The organism is Zunongwangia sp. L-65 (genome assembly GCF_056859415.1).
Genome location: NZ_JBSXOK010000068.1, coordinates 25,937 through 45,502, shown reverse-complemented (window position 1 = coordinate 45,502; position 19,566 = coordinate 25,937). Strand labels below are relative to the sequence as shown.

The 19,566-nt window shown below is 35.4% G+C and carries 22 protein-coding genes; 1 reads left to right on the top strand and 21 read right to left on the bottom strand.

Annotated features, from left to right (window positions below; all coding sequences use genetic code 11):
• Positions 1-2: 2 nt before the first annotated feature.
• From AC13DP_RS13450 to AC13DP_RS13360, 19 genes are all read right to left on the bottom strand, one after another.
• Complete coding sequence (locus AC13DP_RS13450; protein ID WP_347406053.1) at positions 3-1,013, bottom strand: sugar phosphate nucleotidyltransferase; 1,011 nt, start codon at positions 1,011-1,013, stop codon at positions 3-5.
• A 42-nt stretch (positions 1,014-1,055) separates the two neighbouring features.
• The gene (gene dut / locus AC13DP_RS13445) at positions 1,056-1,490 is read right to left on the bottom strand and encodes a dUTP diphosphatase (protein WP_013069585.1); all 435 of its coding nucleotides are present in this window, start codon (positions 1,488-1,490) and stop codon (positions 1,056-1,058) included.
• Positions 1,487-2,932, bottom strand: coding sequence for an oligosaccharide flippase family protein (locus AC13DP_RS13440; RefSeq protein WP_041579411.1), 1,446 nt, complete (start codon positions 2,930-2,932; stop codon positions 1,487-1,489). The genes dut and AC13DP_RS13440 overlap by 4 nt, the downstream gene beginning before the upstream one ends.
• Positions 2,933-2,980: 48 nt before the next feature.
• Positions 2,981-3,421: a hypothetical protein gene (locus AC13DP_RS13435; RefSeq protein ID WP_339812346.1), complete on the bottom strand. Its 441-nt coding sequence runs from the start codon at positions 3,419-3,421 to the stop codon at positions 2,981-2,983.
• Positions 3,422-3,567: 146 nt separating this feature from the next.
• The gene (gene atpG, locus AC13DP_RS13430) at positions 3,568-4,428 is read right to left on the bottom strand and encodes an ATP synthase F1 subunit gamma (protein ID WP_483067951.1); all 861 of its coding nucleotides are present in this window, start codon (positions 4,426-4,428) and stop codon (positions 3,568-3,570) included.
• Between the two features lie 79 nt (positions 4,429-4,507).
• Complete coding sequence (gene atpA, locus AC13DP_RS13425; protein WP_013069581.1) at positions 4,508-6,088, bottom strand: F0F1 ATP synthase subunit alpha; 1,581 nt, start codon at positions 6,086-6,088, stop codon at positions 4,508-4,510.
• Positions 6,089-6,132: 44 nt separating this feature from the next.
• Complete coding sequence (gene atpH / locus AC13DP_RS13420; protein ID WP_339813650.1) at positions 6,133-6,693, bottom strand: ATP synthase F1 subunit delta; 561 nt, start codon at positions 6,691-6,693, stop codon at positions 6,133-6,135.
• A 9-nt stretch (positions 6,694-6,702) separates the two neighbouring features.
• Positions 6,703-7,197 carry a F0F1 ATP synthase subunit B gene (locus tag AC13DP_RS13415; RefSeq protein WP_013069579.1) on the bottom strand — a complete coding sequence of 165 codons (495 nt, stop codon included), beginning with the start codon at positions 7,195-7,197 and terminating at the stop codon, positions 6,703-6,705.
• A gap of 89 nt (positions 7,198-7,286) precedes the next feature.
• Positions 7,287-7,517, bottom strand: a complete 231-nt coding sequence (gene atpE, locus AC13DP_RS13410; RefSeq protein WP_013069578.1) for an ATP synthase F0 subunit C — start codon at positions 7,515-7,517, stop codon at positions 7,287-7,289.
• Positions 7,518-7,538: 21 nt separating this feature from the next.
• Positions 7,539-8,621 carry a F0F1 ATP synthase subunit A gene (atpB, locus tag AC13DP_RS13405; RefSeq protein WP_041578430.1) on the bottom strand — a complete coding sequence of 361 codons (1,083 nt, stop codon included), beginning with the start codon at positions 8,619-8,621 and terminating at the stop codon, positions 7,539-7,541.
• Positions 8,622-8,754: 133 nt separating this feature from the next.
• A complete protein-coding gene (locus tag AC13DP_RS13400) occupies positions 8,755-9,141 on the bottom strand; it encodes a hypothetical protein (protein WP_339813646.1) in 387 nt (128 codons plus the stop codon).
• Positions 9,142-9,360 carry an AtpZ/AtpI family protein gene (locus tag AC13DP_RS13395; RefSeq protein ID WP_013069575.1) on the bottom strand — a complete coding sequence of 73 codons (219 nt, stop codon included), beginning with the start codon at positions 9,358-9,360 and terminating at the stop codon, positions 9,142-9,144.
• Entirely contained in the window at positions 9,341-9,736 is a 396-nt protein-coding gene (locus AC13DP_RS13390; protein ID WP_228251936.1) for a bactofilin family protein, read from the bottom strand. Before AC13DP_RS13390 ends, AC13DP_RS13395 begins: the two co-directional genes overlap by 20 nt.
• Positions 9,737-9,753: 17 nt before the next feature.
• A complete protein-coding gene (gene porW, locus AC13DP_RS13385) occupies positions 9,754-12,288 on the bottom strand; it encodes a type IX secretion system periplasmic lipoprotein PorW/SprE (RefSeq protein ID WP_483067950.1) in 2,535 nt (844 codons plus the stop codon).
• Between the two features lie 117 nt (positions 12,289-12,405).
• Positions 12,406-13,173, bottom strand: a complete 768-nt coding sequence (locus tag AC13DP_RS13380) for an ABC transporter ATP-binding protein (RefSeq protein WP_228251938.1) — start codon at positions 13,171-13,173, stop codon at positions 12,406-12,408.
• Positions 13,174-13,286: 113 nt separating this feature from the next.
• Complete coding sequence (locus tag AC13DP_RS13375) at positions 13,287-14,771, bottom strand: DUF5687 family protein (protein WP_041578429.1); 1,485 nt, start codon at positions 14,769-14,771, stop codon at positions 13,287-13,289.
• Between the two features lie 53 nt (positions 14,772-14,824).
• On the bottom strand, positions 14,825-15,520 hold the full coding sequence (locus AC13DP_RS13370) for a hypothetical protein (protein WP_483067949.1): 696 nt from the start codon (positions 15,518-15,520) through the stop codon (positions 14,825-14,827).
• A 34-nt stretch (positions 15,521-15,554) separates the two neighbouring features.
• Positions 15,555-16,220, bottom strand: coding sequence for a hypothetical protein (locus AC13DP_RS13365; RefSeq protein WP_483067948.1), 666 nt, complete (start codon positions 16,218-16,220; stop codon positions 15,555-15,557).
• Between the two features lies 1 nt (position 16,221).
• A complete protein-coding gene (locus AC13DP_RS13360; protein ID WP_228251943.1) occupies positions 16,222-16,557 on the bottom strand; it encodes a PadR family transcriptional regulator in 336 nt (111 codons plus the stop codon).
• 130 nt (positions 16,558-16,687) lie between these two features.
• On the opposite strand from AC13DP_RS13360, the gene AC13DP_RS13355 reads away from it, so the two are divergent.
• Complete coding sequence (locus tag AC13DP_RS13355; RefSeq protein ID WP_228251944.1) at positions 16,688-17,734, top strand: ferredoxin--NADP reductase; 1,047 nt, start codon at positions 16,688-16,690, stop codon at positions 17,732-17,734.
• Between the two features lie 60 nt (positions 17,735-17,794).
• Here AC13DP_RS13355 and AC13DP_RS13350 read toward each other — a convergent pair whose 3' ends face one another.
• Both AC13DP_RS13350 and AC13DP_RS13345 read right to left on the bottom strand, forming a co-directional pair.
• Complete coding sequence (locus tag AC13DP_RS13350) at positions 17,795-18,868, bottom strand: glycosyltransferase family 9 protein (RefSeq protein WP_483067947.1); 1,074 nt, start codon at positions 18,866-18,868, stop codon at positions 17,795-17,797.
• Between the two features lie 6 nt (positions 18,869-18,874).
• A complete protein-coding gene (locus tag AC13DP_RS13345) occupies positions 18,875-19,480 on the bottom strand; it encodes a DUF4254 domain-containing protein (RefSeq protein WP_272959398.1) in 606 nt (201 codons plus the stop codon).
• Positions 19,481-19,566 lie beyond the last annotated feature (86 nt).

Sequence of the window (19,566 nt, the reverse complement as noted above, 5' to 3'; positions counted from 1 at the left end):
AACTATTCCAACACAGAATAATCACCAATACTGATTTCGGTAAACTCTCCATTGAATTTAGCAAAATTACCAATCATAGCGTTATTCAAGTTTGCATTTTTCACTTCAGCAAAAGATTGAATAAGACTGTTTTTTATAGTGGTATTCTCGATTTTTGTTCCGTTGCCAATAGAAACATTTGGCCCGATCTTCGCATTGATCAGTTCTACATTTTCACCGATAAAACAAGGTTCGGTAATTTCAGCATCTTTTATTTTCACACTATCGGCGATGAGTTTCTCACCATCCTGGTGTAAAAATTTAAGCATACGCCCATTGGTTTCTACGGTTACATTTTTGTTTCCGCAGTCCATCCACTCCTCTACTTTACCCGGAACGAATTTTAGCCCATTGGCCTGCATGGCTTTAATCCCATCATTAATCTGATATTCGCCGCCATGAACGATATTATTATCTAATACCTTTTGAAGCTCTTCTTTTAAAACAGCCACCTCTTTAAAATAATAAATCCCGATCACCGCCAGATCTGAAACAAATTCAGCTGGTTTTTCAACAAGCTCGGTTATTTGTTTGCTATCGTTAAGTTTCACTACTCCATAAGCTGAAGGATTGTCTACCTGCTTTACCCAAATAACACTATCGGCATCTTTATCTAAAGTAAAATCGGCTTTAAACAAGGTATCGGCATAAGCAATTACCGCAGGGCCCTCTAAAGACTCTTTGGCGCACATAATGGCGTGGCCGGTTCCCAATGGTTTATCTTGATAATAAATGCTTGCTTTGGCTCCTAAACTTTCAGCGATGTCCTTAAGGTCATTTTCTATTTTCTCTCCAAAATCTTCCCCTATTACAAAAGCAACTTCATCGATATCTTCGTCCAACACTTTTGCTATATCCTGTACCAATCTGTGTACAATAGGTTTACCGGCAATAGGAATTAATGGTTTTGGAGTGGTAAGTGTATGTGGCCTAAGGCGCGAACCTCTTCCCGCCATGGGTACAATAATCTTCATTTGTTTGTTTGATTTTAGAATAGTTTTTCGAAAAAATTGAAATTACTTTGTTCCCGTACTGCCAAACCCGCCAGCTCCGCGTACGCTATCTGTAAGTACTTCAACTTCTTCCCATTTAATATGTTCATGTTTGGCGATTACTAATTGCGCAATCCTCTCGCCATTTTCGATGATAAAGTTGTCATTCGATAAGTTCACCAAAATCACCCCTATTTCGCCGCGATAATCAGCATCGATTGTTCCGGGAGCATTTAAAACGGTAATTCCTTTTTTTGCGGCTAAACCACTTCTTGGTCGTACCTGTGCTTCGTACCCTACTGGTAGCTCTATAAACAAGCCTGTTTTTACGATTGCTCTTTCTAATGGTTTTAAAGTAACCGGCTCTGATAATTCGGCTCTTAGATCCATTCCTGCAGAAGCTTCTGTAGCATAACCTGGTAAATCGTGTGAACTTTTGTTAATGATTTTAATCGTCATGATCGCTTTAATATTTTCTTTATGTCTTCTTGTTCTTTAAAATACGTAATTCCCACAAATATGAGAACAAATAAGGTTGCAACTATATAATTTTGCCTAAAGTATATAAAACTAATGGCCGATAGTCCCACAGAAAGCAGTAAATACAATCCTATTTTCTTAACGTTATAAGGCACCAGGTAGTATTTTCTTCCGTAGAAATATGAAATCAACATCATACTCCCATAAGCGGCCAATGTCGCCCAGGCAGCTACCATAAATCCAAATTTGCCTATTAAGGTAATATTTAAAATAACGGTGACTAAAGCACCAAAAAGAGAAATATACATCCCCATTCTTGTTTTATCGGTAAGCTTATACCAAACAGAAAGATTATGATAAATTCCTAAAAATAAATTAGCCAAAAGGATAATGGGTACGATAGCCATCGCCTTCCAATATTCTTGGTTAGGGATCATAAACTGTTTAAAAATATCTATAAAACATACCAAAACTAAGAGTATTATGCCCCCGCATATTACAAAGTACTCTAAAATTCGGGCATAGGTTATTTTCGCATTTTTCTCTTTAGCATGATTAAAAAAGAAAGGCTCGGCTCCCATTCTAAAGGCCTGGATAAAAATCATCATAAAAACCGCCAGTTTATAACACCCCGAATAAGCTCCCATAATTTCTTCGGAAAGAATATCTTTAAGCAGCAGTTTATCAAGATTTTCGTTAATGATAAATGATATTCCCGCTAGCATAATTGGCCAGCCGTACTTCCACATTTGCTTTATAAGTGAGAAACTAAACTGAATTTTTGTCTTAAAGAAATAGGGTAGCAAAATTAAAAACGTAATCCCACTGGCGACAAGATTAGCCATAAATATATAGCCTAAAATATCTTTTTGAGTAAAATGATTTAAGACATATTGAGGGGCAAAAGCCGGAAACTTTGGTACGAGCCATAAAAAATAGATATTAATCGCAAACACGATAAATACATTTAACAGCTTAACTAAGGCAAATCTAACCGGCCTATTGGTCGCTCGTAGATAGGCAAAAGGAATGACTACCAGCGTATCTAAAATTATGACTGAAAAAAAGATATTAAAAAAGAAAGGATCTAAATCTACTACTCTTATAAACGAATCCTGAAAGAGCATTCCTAAACCAAAAAATAATAATGTTGTTATGGTTAAGGCAATAAAAGATGTTGAATACACTTTGTTTTTATCCTCTGCCCTACTAAAAAAACGAAAAAACGAAGTCTCCATACCGTAAGTGAGCAATACATTGAACAAAGCAGCCCAAATATAGAATGTTGTATTTACAGAATAATCTTTAGTATCCAGTACATCGGTATGTAAGGGCACTAAAATAAAATTTAGTAACCGTGGTACTACAGTAGCAATACCGTAAATAATTGTATCCTGAAAAAATCGTTTTAAAGTACTCAACAGGCTCTGGGTTTCCTGCAAATATCCTAATAATTAGGAGAACAATACCTATTTGCGTTCCTCGATATCACTAATTACATAATATTTGGTTTCACCATTTTCCTGAAATTCTAATAAGGCCTGATCCTTTGCGATACTAACCGGACTTTTTTCTGGTTTTTGCGGCATTTTATTTCCGTACTCCTCACGAGGATCTGAGCTCATTACATAATCAGACTGGCGAATACCGAAGCTAGCAGTGTATCGATTTTGCCCATCTTCGTTATAAACAATTGGGGATTTTAATCCCTTAAAATAAATGTTTTTTAATTCTATACGATTTTTTTGGATCGCGGTCACCGGAAGATAAAAGGTCATCTGCCCATCAACTGTGGTATAGAATGCCTGCTGAAATTGTGCAGGTGCTTCTTCCTGCAGGTTTTTGTTTGTTCCGCAATTCGTAAAAAGCGTAAAGAAAAAAAGGCTAAGCATAACATAAGTATGTTTCATAATCGTAATGGTTTGATTGTTTACTTACTAAAATCAAAACGAGTGCCAAAGAAGAATATGCTTAAAAAATAGCCAATAAGGCTCATAGATTTTTACAACAAAAAAGCCCGGAAAAACCGGGCTTTTAAATATATAAAATAAACTTATTAGTTATTAAGCGCTTCCGCACCACCAACAATCTCAAGAATTTCGTTGGTAATCGAAGCCTGTCTAGCCTTATTATAAGATAACTTAAGTGAATCTCTAAGTTCTGTGGCATTCTCAGTTGCCTTATGCATAGCTGTCATACGGGCACCATGCTCTGATGCAAACGAATCCCTTACGGCCTTATACAACTGCATTTTAAGCGACTTTGGGATCAAATCTTTTACGATTTCGAGTTTAGAAGGCTCAAAAATATAATCAAGTTGTTTTTCTTCTTCAGTTTCGAACTTAGGAATAGGTAAAAACTGTTCAGTTAAAACAGCCTGTGTAGCAGCATTCTTAAAGTGGTTGTACACCAATACAATCTTATCGTAATTTCCTTCTAAGAACTGCTCCATTAAATCCTCAGCAATAACAGATACGTTCTCAAAACTTAGATCTTCAAAGATCTCGGTATTTGTTTTATATACCTTAAAGCTTCGCTTTAATATATCGTTGGCTTTTTTACCAATACTGTATAAATGAACATCCTTATTTGAATATTCTTTAGCCACAGCATTTTTTACGCCTTTAATGATATTGGCATTAAAAGCACCTGCTAAACCTCTATTAGAAGAAATCGCAACTACCAGTACTTTTTGAACCTCACGCTGCTCTGCATATTTACTGCTAGTATCATCATCTAAGGTAGCGCTAAGATCCTGTAAAAGCTGGGATAGCTTTTGTGAATAAGGGCGCATAGACTCGATAGCATCCTGCGCTTTACTCAACTTTGCCGCAGATACCATTTTCATGGCACTGGTGATCTGCATGGTTGAAGAAACCGAGGTAATTCTGCTACGTAATTCTTTTAAGTTTGCCATATTTTTAAAATTGGACTAGCCTAAATACTAAATAGAACAAAGAGTGCAATGCTATTTCGCACTCTTCGCTTATAAACTTTTATCCTTTATATTTTTCAGATAGCTCTTTTGCTACAGAAGCTAATGTATCTGTAACTTCATCGGTAAGTTTACCGGCTTTAAGCGTATCCATAACATCTCTATGCTTAGCATTTAAGAATTCGATATAATCTCTTTCAAATTCTCTTACTTTTTCTACAGGAACTTCTCTAAGTAAGTTTTTAGAACCTGCAAAGATAATCGCGATTTGATCTTCTACCGGATAAGGATCATTTTGTCCCTGCTTAAGAATCTCTACGTTACGCTTACCTTTTTCGATCACACTCATAGTAGCTGCATCAAGGTCTGAACCAAACTTAGCAAAAGCTTCAAGTTCACGGAACTGTGCCTGGTCTAATTTAAGCGTACCCGCTACTTTTTTCATCGATTTAATCTGCGCAGAACCACCTACACGAGATACCGAAATACCAACGTTAATTGCAGGACGAACACCCGAGTTAAATAAATCTGATGTTAAGAAAATCTGACCATCAGTAATCGAAATTACGTTAGTTGGGATGTATGCTGATACGTCACCGGCCTGCGTTTCGATAATTGGAAGTGCTGTTAAAGATCCTCCTCCTTTTACTTTGTCTTTAAGCGAATCAGGAAGATCATTCATGGTCTTTGCAATATCATCATCATTGATCACTTTTGCAGCACGCTCTAATAATCTTGAGTGAAGGAAGAAAACATCCCCTGGATAAGCTTCACGTCCTGGTGGACGACGTAATAAAAGAGAAACCTCACGATAGGCTACTGCCTGCTTAGAAAGGTCATCATACACTATTAATGCAGGACGTCCTGTATCTCTAAAATACTCGCCAATTGCAGCACCGGCAAACGGAGCATAAACCTGCATAGGCGCAGGGTCTGATGCATTTGCAGCAACAATAGTGGTATAGGCTAAGGCTCCTTTGTCTTCTAAAACTTTAGCAATTCCAGCAACTGTAGATGCTTTTTGTCCTACAGCTACATATATACAGTATACCGGTTTACCGGCATCATAAAATTCTTTCTGGTTAAGAATGGTATCGATACAAACAGTTGTTTTTCCTGTTTGACGGTCACCAATTACCAGCTCACGCTGGCCTCTTCCTACCGGCACCATGGCATCAATAGACTTAATACCAGTTTGCATAGGCTCTGTTACTGGCTCACGAAAAACCACACCAGGCGCCTTACGCTCTAAAGGCATTTCAAAAGTTTCACCTTCAATAGTACCCTTACCATCGATTGGTTCTCCTAAAGTATTTACTACTCTTCCAACAATACCTTCACCAACATTGATCGAAGCAATTCGTTGTGTTCTTTTTACGGTAGAACCTTCTTTAACTTCTTTTGAAGGTCCCAAAAGTACTACCCCAACATTATCTTCTTCAAGGTTAAGTACCATTCCTTCCAGACCACTGTCAAATTGAACTAATTCTCCGTACTGCGCATTAGAAAGCCCATAAACGTTTGCAATACCGTCACCAACTGTAAGTACGGTACCAACCTCGTCTAAAGAAGCCTTTGCCTCGAATCCGGAAAGTTGTTGCTTTAATATTGCTGATACTTCAGCAGGATTTACTTCTGCCATAATTATTTAAGATAAAATGCCTCGTTAAATACGGGCGGTTTTTATTAAATTTTAGAAACGTATGCGTTGTTGCCTGTTTTAAATTCTGTCTTTAAGTTGTTTAAGTTGTTAGCCACACTAGCATCATATTGAAGGTCGCCAACTCTTAATACAAAACCACCAAGAATACTTTCATCAATCTTATTCTCGATCGTTGCTTCCTTACCGGTAAGCTCTTTTATTTTGGCCTGAATTTTAACCTCAAGCTCTTTTGTTAAAGGAACTACAGTAGTTACCACAGCATTTTGTACCAAAATAGAAGTATCAAATAAGGATAAATATTGTTTGGCAACAACATCTAAGATATTGATACGATTATTCTCTACCAGCAAATTAAAAACTCCTGTAGTTAACCCATTTACATCTTTAAAGATCGCTTTTAAAATTTGATTCTTAAGACTGGGCTTTATTACAGGACTTGCTAAAGTACTCCTTAAATCTTCACTATTCTCGATTGTTTTAGAAATACTAAGCATATCTTCCTTAACATCTTTAGCTACTTTCTTATCGTTTGCTAAGTCAAGAATGGCTTTTGCGTAACGCTGTGCTGCTCTGGTTCCCTTCATCACAAAGTATTAATTTAAAGTAACATCACCTAGCATCTCGTTGATCATCTGGTGTTGCTTTTCTTTACTTGATAATTCCTTACGAATTACTTTTTCTGCAATTTCTATAGATAAATTAGCAACCTGAGATTTGATTTCTGCCATAGCTGCCTTTTTCTCCATCTCTATACTTTCCTTAGCCTGTGCTACAATCATATCTGCTTTGGTTTGTGCCTCTTCTGTAGCACTAGCCAATACCTTTTCTTTTAACTCACGAGCTTCTTTAAGAATAGCATCTCTTTCAGCACGGGCTTCTTTTCTTAACTGTTCGTTATCCGCCTTAAGATTTTGCATTTCTTTTCTAGCTTCTTCAGCTGAAGATAACGCATTATTAATCGAGTCTTCTCGTTCTTTAACAGCTCCAAGAATAGGTCTCCATGCAAATTTTGCTAAAATTAAAATAAGTACAAGAAAAACTATTGTCTGCCAAAAAAGTAAACCAATTTCAGGAGTGATTAAATCCATAATATTTTTAAATTAAAACTTTCAATTTTTAATGGGTTTAAAATCGGTTTGTAACCAACCGTTACAAACCGATTTCTAATTTTCCTAGACTATGCTGGTACGGTAAGTACCCCTAGTAATGCAGCAACAACTCCAAAAAGGGCAACACCTTCAACAAGAGCGGCAGCAATAATCATAGCTGTTTGGATTTTTCCGGAAGCTTCTGGCTGACGGGCAATAGCGTCCATAGCAGAACCACCGATTTTACCAACACCAATCGCTGCTCCAATAACTGCAAGACCAGCACCTAAAGCTGCAAGTCCAATGTGTAAATACTCCATAGTAAAAAATTAAAATTAAAATTAATGATGCTCATGTTCTTGTACTGCCATCCCTATAAATAAGGCCGACAGCATAGTAAAAATAAATGCCTGCAAAAATGCTACAAGCAATTCCAGAACTGAAATAAACAATGCAAAAGGCACTGAAATCCCAGCTACGCCAGCACTTTCCAATATAAAGATCAGTCCGATTAAACTCAATATGATAATATGCCCTGCCGTGATATTTGCAAATAAACGAATCATCAGGGCCACAGGTTTTACAATCAATCCAACAACTTCTACTATCGTTAAAATAGGTTTTACAAAAGTTGGGATTCCCGGCATCCATAAGGTATGCTTCCAAAAATCTTTGTTCCCGTTAATTACAATTAATACCAACGTGAATAACCCAAGGGATACTGTTACAGCAATATTACCGGTAACATTGGCTGCACCTGGCAATAAGCCAATCAAGTTTGTAATCCATATGAAGAAAAATACCGTTAATAAAAATGGCATAAACTTCATGTATTTTTTCTCTCCTATTTGCGGCTTTGCAATTTCGTCTCTTACAAATAAAACAAAAGTCTCCAGTAAGTTGTTAAAGCCCTTTGGAGCGTGTTTATTCTTTTTATGGAAGGAGGCTAAACGACTAAAAATGATCAACATAATGATAACGGTGATAAACATAGCCGCTACGTTTTTAGTGATCGATAAATCGATAGGACGCTCTGCATTTAAAGGATGGTGTTCCTTATCAAACTCAACCTCATGAGCACCTTCTTCTAATTGATAAATCTTTTCGTGAAGATTAACGAAACTCATTCCGTTTTTTTCGACTACATGATGCCCTTCGGTATCATGGTGAAATTCACTAGACATAAAAGTTACAAGACCATTATCGGTATATAAAATTACCGGAAGTGGTAGTGTGAAAGAATTCTCTCCTTCTCCATAAAAATGCCAGCCATGTGCATCACCAATATGGTGAAGAATCATATCTGTAGCATTAAATTCTTTTTCAGCTTCTACTAAAGAGTCCTCTTTTGATGCAAAAGAAAAAACCGGAAGTAAGGCTAGTGCAAATGTCACTATAATCTTTAACGATTTCTGTGCTATCATAATACCTGGTCTACTTATAAAATTATGGGCTCTAAATTTCGGTGCAAAGGTATACTTTTATTTTTTATGTGAAAGTCCACATTTTAATTTTTTATTTAGATTTCAATTAATCTTAAAAATTATTGATATTCAATCATTTATTATGATTAATCAATTTTACGGCAAAAGTGGTTTCGAAAATCAAAAAAATAAAATAAGGCACAAAAAAAGCGATAACCTGAGCAAAAACTGAAACCTCATCATCAAGCAATGCCGGCAACAAAAACAAAACCGCCGAAACCATTTTTAACAAACCCAACCCCATAAAAGCAAAACCCGTTTTATCTGAAAAATTAAGGTTTATATATAGCAAGAGGGTATAAATAAGCAATGTGGCGAAAATATGAAAGGCATAATTAGCAAGCGTACCGTAATATAGACTTGCTTCTATGAAATTTGAAATAACCAGAAATTGAATTATAAATAATATTAAAGAAAAAGGTAAGAATACCTTAAGGAAATTTAATAATGGTTTTCCCATCTATTCGTCGTCTTTACTTATATTTTTAACACTTCTTATCACCTGAAATAAAGCAATAAAAACACCTAATAGTGATACTGAAATTGTGTATGCAGAAAATTTATTAGGAAATTTTTTGTCTAACCAAATCCCCAAAAAGACTGCACCGGCAATGATAATTGCCATCTGGAAACCTACATTTACAAATACAAGATATTTATTACGCTGATTGTTTTTCATTCTTAACCGACTTCATTGTGCCGCGCATTTGGCAAGTAGCATTAAAATTTGCACCAGGTTCAACAGCGAGTTTACCAGCAACCACTTCTCCATCTACAATTGCAGATGATTTTAAACTCAATACCCCACTTACTGTTAGTTTCCCATTAAAATTACCTTCAATATCGGCATTTTCACATTCTAATGTCCCTTCTATGTTCCCGTTTTTGCTAATGACCACTTTCCCAGTGGTCATTAAAGATCCTTTTAAAAAACCTTCAATTCTAAAAGCACCTTTTGCTGTTATATCTCCGGTAATCTGTGTTCCTGCAGCAATTTTATTTTGTTCGTTAAACATTTCTTTGCCGGACATTCCTTTCTTTTTTTCTGAAAACATCGTATTAAGAGTGAGTGTTAATAATCTGTTTTATAAATATCTAGGTTCTTTTTTAAAAGAATTACCCGATAATTGTCTGTTGAGATTGCAAGAAAATCATTTTTAACATTATAATCATCATTTTCACGCAATAATTCACCAAAGCCTAAAGCTCTGGGACGATCTTCTAAACCATGTACAACTACAAAGATGCGATCATCTGTATAGGGATCTATAGAGGTTGAAAGGCCCGAATAATCCAATGTTACTAAAGCCGAATCTATTTTTTGCTGAAGTTCCAGGGCTTCTTCTGTTTTAGAAGCTTCAAATTCGTAGATGAGTTTATAATTAGTTGCCAGACTATCTTCCTTCAGTTGGAGCCTGCTTAATCTGGGCAGCGTACGGCTAATCATTTCCTTGGCCTTTTGTCCTTCTTGGGATTGTGGATAGGTTAAAGAAACATACCCAAGGGCTTTTCGATATTCCGCCAAACCTCTTAAACGCCCTATAGCCATAGCTTTTAATAATTCAAACTTCGGGACGATTTCTTCTCCAGTATACCGGGTTATAAACTTATCGCTTTCAGAAATCACCTCTACAAATTGCTGATTTTCGTAAAGTTCGAAAGTCTTTTCGTAACTCATTTTAGGCAGACTTTCCCCATCCGCTAAGCTTTGTGGATTCTGAATAAAAACCGCATACTGAGAATTGGGATAATTAGAAATAATATCGTTTTTCATCCGGTCCTGTTGATTCAGCATGTTTAACCTTCCGTAGGCTTTATAAAGATTATATTTTGAAGGTAGAATTAATCGGTCTTCAGGATTACTGGCCAGCACTTGTTCTAAACGATCTACAGCTAACTGGTATTCACCAAATTTCTCATTGTAGATTAAACCTAATTGATAATACGCATAGTTACGATCCGCATACAAACTATCGATAACTTTATTATCTGTAGGGAGCTTTTCTACATAGGTTAAAGGATCAAACCTTGGATCGCTGGAAAAATCAAATTCGGCTATACTATCTTCATCTTGTGTGTTGATGCCGGTATTTCCGGTAGCCATCCATCGCCAATTATCCGCGAGTTCCCGATTTCCCCAAATCCTTAAAAATTCGCGTTCTCCCCTATTGATGCGGTTTTCACTATAAAAATAAAACTTACTTGCATTTTCTTCTACTGGTACTCCTATATTGGGAACGCCGGGACCTGCTGTGTTTAAAGCTAAAGCTGCCTGGGCTTCCCCCGCTTCAATTTCCTTCTGGTAGCCTTCTTTTAATTTATCGGTATAAGCAGTGTAAAAAGCGATTTGTTCTTCACGTGGTAATTTTACTAAATCTAAGATACTATCGTTTTTATCGGCGATAGCCTGATAGAAAATCACATCATCTAAATTTTTACGCTTCTTTTCTATAGTACGATATTCCCTTAAATTCGAGGGCATTTCAAAAAGCGTACTATCAAAATATTTTGCGGCAGTTTGATATTCTGATTGGTCAAAATTAATATTTGCCAGGATCTCGTAATTTATAGATCGCAGATAAGGATCACTATTAGCTCTGCTCCTAAGCGATTTATTATAATAAACAATAGCGGTATCTATAGAATCACGCTGATAATAATATTCACCTATTTGAAAATAAATTTTATCTAAGAACGGGCGGTTTTCACGATCCTCTTCAAGATCAGTAAGCATTTGTTTTAATTGCTGATCGTCGTTTTCTTCGGCATTAAAATTTCTAGCCTTTTGGATATAAGCATTAATCATATAAATGCGCGGTGATTTTCGGTTTAAATCAATCACCTCATCAAAAGCTAAATTGGCATTTTTAGGTTGATTAAGTTGGTTATACAACTGGCCTAAAATAAAAAAGTAACGTCCTTTCTCCTCGTTTTTCTTAGTGAAGTTAGCCGCTGTGGTTAAGGGTGCCAGTGCACTATCGGGATACTTTAAATTAATATATGCTTGTGCTATGGCTGCTTTTGCATCGGCATATTCCTGATCTTCGAATTGCGAATTTTCGATAATCCTTTTTAGATTTTTAATCGCAACCCTGTTATTCTCTAACCTGATATTGGTTTTCTCTCGCCAAATCTGCGCATTTCGAATACTATTGCTGGCGGGATATCTTTGTAAAATATAATTGAAAGCCTCTAAAGCCGGGATAAAACGCTGATCAAAATATCTTGCTTTTCCTAAAAGCATATAAGCTTCATCGATTTGCGGATTTTCTTCTTCCCCGGCAATTAACATCGAATGTCGTTGTATTGCTTTTACCGCTTTTTGTTCGGCTACACCAAAATTTTGATTGCGTATGCTATCGGGAAGTAAAATTTCTTCATCGATTTGCATACGCTCTATAGGCAATACATCCCAATAATTATCCCGATAATTTTGGTTTAGTTCTTCACGTCCAGTTTCCAGGGCAAGATTTCCGTTATAAAGCGTGTTATATTCAGCAGTAACCGAATGCCAGCTTCGACTAATAAAAGTATCCTTCTTTCTGGAGCATGAAATTATTGCCCCCAGAAGGATGAAAATGAAAAAAGCTTGTGTAAATCTCCTCAAAATCAACCCTTTCTTATTACCATCATAACTCAGTTACGCAGGATTTAGTATGTAAAAATAAGTTTCTTTTTACAAATACAAAGGTTTGCGCTTTAAATAAGAAAAATCAGATGGTGATTAGTCAGGATTATTAGTTCTAGCTTCTCCTGTTTCTTCTTCCGTAGATAATTTGATTTCTTCAGGAATTTGCTCTCCAGAAAAATAGGTTTCCAGTTCTTTTAAAGTGGCTTCAGAAGTTTTTATATCCCGTACAATATTCCCCTTATCCAACACTACGATGCGCTCACAAACTTCAGTAACATGAATAAGATCATGACTGGAAACCAAAACAGTAGTTCCCGAAATTTCAGAAAGATCTTTGATAATTTTCTTTAGCCTAATTTGTGTTGTAGGATCCAGATTAGCAAATGGCTCATCTAAAATTACCACTTTGGGCTCGCCTATTAACGCAGCAACAATACCCACTTTTTTCTGATTACCTTTCGATAAATCTCGAAGGTATTTTTTCCGTCCAATAATTTCGCCATTAAAAAATTCTTCAAATTGCTTCAAAAAACTGTCAATATCGGCACGGTTTTGATTACGCAGTTCGCCTACAAAATAAAAATATTCTTCGGCCGTAAGATATCCAATCAAAAAGCTCTCGTCGATAAACGACGCGGTAAATGTTTTCCAGTCTTCACTCTCGTTTACGGTGATATCCTGATTAAATATATTGCCTGTGGTAGGTCTTATCAAATCTAATAATAAACTGAAAAAGGTTGTTTTTCCGGCACCGTTATTTCCCACGAGTCCGAAATTTTGACCCTGAGGAATTTCTAAATGGTCGATATCTAAAACCTTCGTACCATTATATACTTTAGATAGATTGGTTGCTGTGATCATAATATGCTATTTATTGGGGTATTCGAGATTTTAATAATTAGAATTGAATTTTAAGCTTTAGTCTTTTTTGGTTACTGGATAGAATCAAGCACATCTGGGCAGGCCCTTAGAGATTAATCCCCGGTTTGTTTATAACCATGAATCATGGCATATTTATTCTTTTTATATTGTATGGTTATTCTGTCCATTAGGTAATTTCTAAGAACGATACCTATAATACCTAACACTCCTATCGCTAAAAGACCTATATTAAAACTGAATACTTTATAAAATAAGTAGAAAATACCCAGCGGAACTGCCAATAAAGGTATGGCCACCAACCATTGTGCTGCGCCTGTTCCCTGGTAATTCATAAACGGACTTTTTTCTAAATCAATACGTTTTTTATTAAATGAACCTGTAAACATTAATAAAGGTACATTTACACCAAGATTATACAATGCGCAAACAAAAATGATGAGTAAGATATTCCAGCCAAAATAAACATAAGGTGTACTTAAAATACTTAATATTATAATACTAAAACTTATCAACGCAGCTTTAGAAGCCAGATATTTACGCATTGGGATATTTTGCGACATTATCATTTGATAATAAGAAGCATCCCAACTGGGTACAAATTGGCCAAAATTGATCATAAATATTCCCGTGATAAAAATACCTGCAAAAACAAACATTACAGGCATTCCTTCGTAAACTGAATTGGTAAAAAACAATAAGCCATACAGTAAAAAGAAAAATGAAAGATACACCGTTGTTTTGGGTCGTTTATTACGCCAGATAAGCTTCATATCCAACTGTAGAAAAGTCGCTACATCACCAAATCTTTTTAACCACTCAAAATCCTGGGATTTAACCTCTCTTTGTTTTGTTTTTAATCCCGTATCTAAATAAAATTTCTTTTTTAAAGTATTTCGTACCCAAACAAAAAACATTACTACAAGAATTAGTGGCAAAACAGCCAAATACGGCATTTCCAACACATAATTTAAGAAGATACCAAATTTTTCACTTACCGGAAAAACATTAAAATATTCTAAGCCTGCTAAAGCCAAAATAAAAATTATCGCTGGTAAGAATGATTTTAGATCTTCTGCAAACTTCTTTTTGATTAGGAAATTAAAATAATTGACTGAAAAACTAAAGAACAATACACTACACGCCCAGGCAATCATGGAAATTACGCTATGATTAGATTTTACGGCTACCACGACAGCAAAAGGCACATAAATTAAAACTGGTAAAATATTATAGAATGAGAATAACGACTTTAAAAGCACAAAATTTATAACCTTATGCTTTTTAATATTCTGAAGTAATAAAGGTTTTATTTGTACCACCGGAAGACTTTGCATAAAAAACCGAAATATAAGTTCAAATGCCAGCCAGGCTAAAATATATTCGTTTAATTTAAAAAGCGGATCTTCAGCAGGATACATTTTTTCTAGTATAGGATAAAGTCCTATTCCCATAAAAAGAAACATAACAGCAAAATATACCGCGATAAAGATCATAAAGATTTTAAGTCCGAGACTTTTGCCAAAACTTGCGCTACGCGTAAATGACTTCCATTCTAAACTGAGTAATTTACCTACCATAAAAAAATGCTTTACTTACTTGTGTCTAGATTTTGACTTTTGTTACACGTGATTTAATAATTTAACGATAGCTCTGGATATATTCTTAATAAAATATCTTTCGTTTTTTCAGGAAGGACAATAACTGCTACATAATGTATTACAAATGCGAATGCTATCAATATTGCTATGACAATAGACGCGATTTCGTTTGGAATTATTTTATCAAAATGCAAAAGCGAATAACCTGGATAAAAAGATGTCGCTCCAATTTGACCAACGTTTAAAATCATATCTTCTAAAAGATATATTCTACCTTTTCTTTTTACCCGCTTTTTCTTTTCACGGTTAAGTTTAATAAGGTGATAAAAAAGAAAGATCATCTCAATTAAAACAATCGAACCTATCATTATTTTTCCGTACTCAAACTCACTTAAGCTCCAAAAAATAAAAGAAACAATACTTATCATAAGAATTACTTTTGGTAGCCTTAAAAATTCCAGACTTTCTTTTAAAACCAGATTCCAATAAGTTTTCGTCATTGCTTTCTGTCGTTCTTCAACAACTTCCAAAAAACCAAATACCCCAAACTTTTTAAATTCTTCCTGTAAAGCATTTTCAAAGCCTATAGCCGGATCTTCTCCCCACTGCTTTTCTATAGCAGAGGCTAAATGATCTACCAACTCAGTTTGTACATCATAATATTCTACAAAATGCTCACGAGTAAAACGATAAAGTCTATCTATTTGATTTGAATTCACTTTTTGCATCACACGAGCGTTTCAAAATGGTTTTTCATGATCCCTAGGATAAAGCATACTTTCTGTGAAGATCTAAATGCTTTAAATACAACATGACTAAATAGATTAAAAAGCAAAGCATCATAGCCATAAAAAAAGAAAAAAGGATACTTTGATACATAGAGGCGTTCTCCACCTTTTGTTCGTAAACCTGTAAAATTAATGTAGTCGCCATCAGAATAAATATTTTAAAATCTTTTAAAAGCAGATGGCTATAAATCGTTTGCTTACCATTTTTTAATTGAGGATAGAGGAACAATGAAATGATTCCGGCAGTTAGGGAAAAGAAACCAATAAGGTATGCAAAATCCTTAAATAACTCATTGGTTTCATAATTAAGAATGACCAAAAGACTTGTCAAAACCAAAGATAACAGTATTAATGGCCAAAGCATTTTTACCGAGTTACGCTTAAGTTCCTCGTAAATAATTTTAGGATACAAGTCCTTACCGAGTAATAATCTATTTTGTTTTAATCTAAAGGAATTTTCCCATAAGCCTAAAACAGCTTTCGAAGAGGCTTCAAAACTTAAACTTTCCATAGCCATTTTCTCTTCTATTTCACTGGCAATATGATCTAGAAGTTCTTCCTGAATATCAAAGAAAATAATTCCTTTGTGTCGTAGGATACTTCGAATTTCTTCTAGCTGTACCGGGTTCAACTTTTTCATCTTAAATGCTGAATTTAGGATTAATGATTCCCTGAATGTTCTCAATAAATTGCTCTAATTCATTGATTTTATGAACCTTCTCTTTAATACCGGCTTCGGTAAGTTTATAGTATTTACGAAGACGATTATCCACTTTTTTCACTTCAACCTGTAAAAAGCCGTCGGCTTCAAGCTTATGTAATGCGGGATATAGCGCTCCTTCAGTGATTTTCAATTCGCCATTGGTAATTTCTTTTACCTTCTGAGTAATTTCGTAACCATACATTTTATCTTTCTCAGCTAAAAGCTTTAAAATAATCGTAGATAAACTACCCTTATATAATTTTGAATTCGACATTGAAAAAAGATTTCTTGATGATAAATATACATAAATTTATTATGCATAATATTCTTAGGTATGTAATTTTAAATTTTAAATCTTTCAAAACGCCGCTTACTTTGTATTTTTGCCCACAAATTATTTTTTGATGAGTACATTTCATAAACTGAAAATAAAGGAAATCATTAGAGAAACACCTCAGGCTGTGAGTATTTCGTTTGATATTCCTTCAGAGCTTCAGCAGGAATACAAATTTAAAGCCGGGCAGTATATTACCATAAAAGCAGATGTTGATGGCAAAGAACTGCGTAGAGCTTATTCCCTTTGTTCAGCTCCAAATTCAGAAGAATTTAAAGTAACGGTTAAGGAAGTTGAAGGTGGTAAATTTTCCGTTCTTGCCAACAATAGTCTGCAAGCGGGCGATATTTTAGAAGTTCATCCTCCTGAGGGTAAATTTGTTTTAGAACCTTCTACAAGTGCCAAAACCTATGCTGCATTTGCAGCAGGTAGTGGTATTACACCGGTTTTATCGATTATTAAAACAGTCCTATCTGAAGAGTCGAAAAGTAGATTTATTCTTACCTACGGCAATAAATCTCCAGAAGACACCATCTTCTTTAAAGAGCTTTTAGAGCTTCAGGCCGCTTATCCAGATCGTCTTTTTGTTGAATTTGTATTTAGTAGAGCAAGAGAAGACAATGCACATTTTGGGCGGATAGAAACCAGTACGGTTAATTTCGTAATGAAAAACAAATTTAAAGATCATCCTTTTGATGCTGTTTATCTTTGTGGGCCTGAAGAAATGATTAATCATGTAAGTGAAGTCCTTACCAATAACGGAATTGCTGAAGATAATATTTATTACGAATTATTTACCAGTAATGATAGCGGCGAAGTTGAAGCCAATCTTGAAGGCCAAACTCAAATTACAGTGATGGTTGACGATGAGGAAACAAGCTTTGTGATGAATCAAACTGATGTAATTTTGGATGCTGCGCTGGAAAACGACCTTGATGTTCCTTATTCCTGCCAGGGCGGTATTTGCAGTAGCTGTATCGCAAGAATTGTAGAAGGAAAAGCTGAAATGCGTAAAAATCAGATTCTTACCGATGATGAGATCGAAGAAGGATTGATTTTAACCTGCCAGGCACATCCACTCACTCCTACCATTAAAGTAGATTATGACGATGTTTAAATCATCTTCTATTTTTTATATAAAAAAGGCTTTCAGTATTAATGAAAGCCTTTTTCTTTTTTAATTTAATACTGAATTTATCTTTTTTACCACTCTAACCGGACTTATAGTCCTGATAGCAAGTTCGTAACCTTCAGGATATTTATTACCATATACCGAGGTGGGTATTTTGGGAAACTTTTCTAAATCTGGAATTATTGAATTTTCGAAAGGTTGCTGAAAAGGCTTAAAACCGGCAAAGGGATGTGTGACTCCCCAAATGGTAATTACCGGAACCCCGTACATCGCTGCCATATGTCCATTGCCGCTATCCATAGATAACATGGCATCAAGATTAGATATTAAAGCCAGTTCTTCTTCAAAAGATAAAAGCCCGGCGACGTTTATACTATTCTCAAACTGCTGCTCCCAGGATCGTAGTTTTTTGATTTCTGCATTACCACCGCCAAAAAGAAACACCTGAATATGGTCTTGTTTATTCAGTTTTTTTAAAACTTCTTCCATTAAATCTGCTGGATAAGCTTTGGAACTATGTTGTGCAAAAGGCGCTATTCCTAACCATTTTTTAGAAGAATGAGCTACAATTTCATGTATTTTGGAGGGAATTTGCTGCTTTTCCGGAAAAATATGTTTATTAAAATCAAGAGGAAATCCTAAAGCCGTAAACACATCTACATAGCGTTGATGTGTACTTTTTAATTCTTTAAAAACTTTATGATCTTCACGTGTTAATTTCTTTTTATCAGCCCTACCCTTATCGATTTGTTTTACTGGAATTCCAAAGAAATAAAAAACCGATTTCAATACGTTACTCCTAAGAACATTGTGAAGATCAGCTACCATTTCGATCTCATGATTTCGTAATTCCCGGGCCAACCTTCCCAACCCCATCACGCCATTATGTTCGCCATTAATATCGGCCTCATAAATTTCTATATTGGGAATGCCCTTAAACATGGGCGCAAAAAAAGGCCGGGTAAGAAAGGTAATCCTACAATTGGGATACATCGCCATAAAGGTTCTAATCACCGGAACCGTCATGGCAACATCTCCCATTGCCGATAAACGGATAGCAAGAATATGAGCACCTTTCTCTCTATTCTCATTGGGAATATGTTGATGTGCAGTGCTCATCTAATTTTATTTATTTCGTAAAACAGGATTTAATTCGTCATCATTATACATTTTCATCTGCTTATAGACTTTCATATATTTATCCCCGTTTTCTATATCTTTTAAAAGCTGATCGATTGCTGAAGAAAGATCTACCCGCTGCTCTAATAAAATATCAAGCTTTGCCTGGCATTTTTCTTTATGATCTGCTGAAGCATCTTCACGAGTAGCTTCTTCGTGCATGTGATAAATTTTAAGTGCTAAGATCGATAATCTGTCTACTCCCCAAGCCGGGCTTTCTGTATTAATAGTCGCGTTTTCTTTTGGCGCAACCGCCTTATATTTTTCGAGGAAATAACTATCAATATATTCTACCGTATCGGTACGATCCTGGTTAGAAGCATCAATAAGGCGTTTCAATTTTAAACCGGCTATAGGATCGATATTAGGATCTCTTACAATATCCTCGTAATGCCACTGTACGGTATCTATCCAGCATTTTCTATAAAGAAGATGCTCTATAAGTTGGGAATCGCTATCATAAGGGTTTGTAAAAGGCTGATCTACAGTATCAATTTCATGATATTTTTTGATCACTTCCTGAAAGATCTTATTGGCTTTATCTGTAAACATTATGTTGATTTTTTAAAACTGAATAGTTTAAACGCCTCTAAAATTTGAAAATTTCAGGATTTGGCGATTTTAATGACTATTTTAAA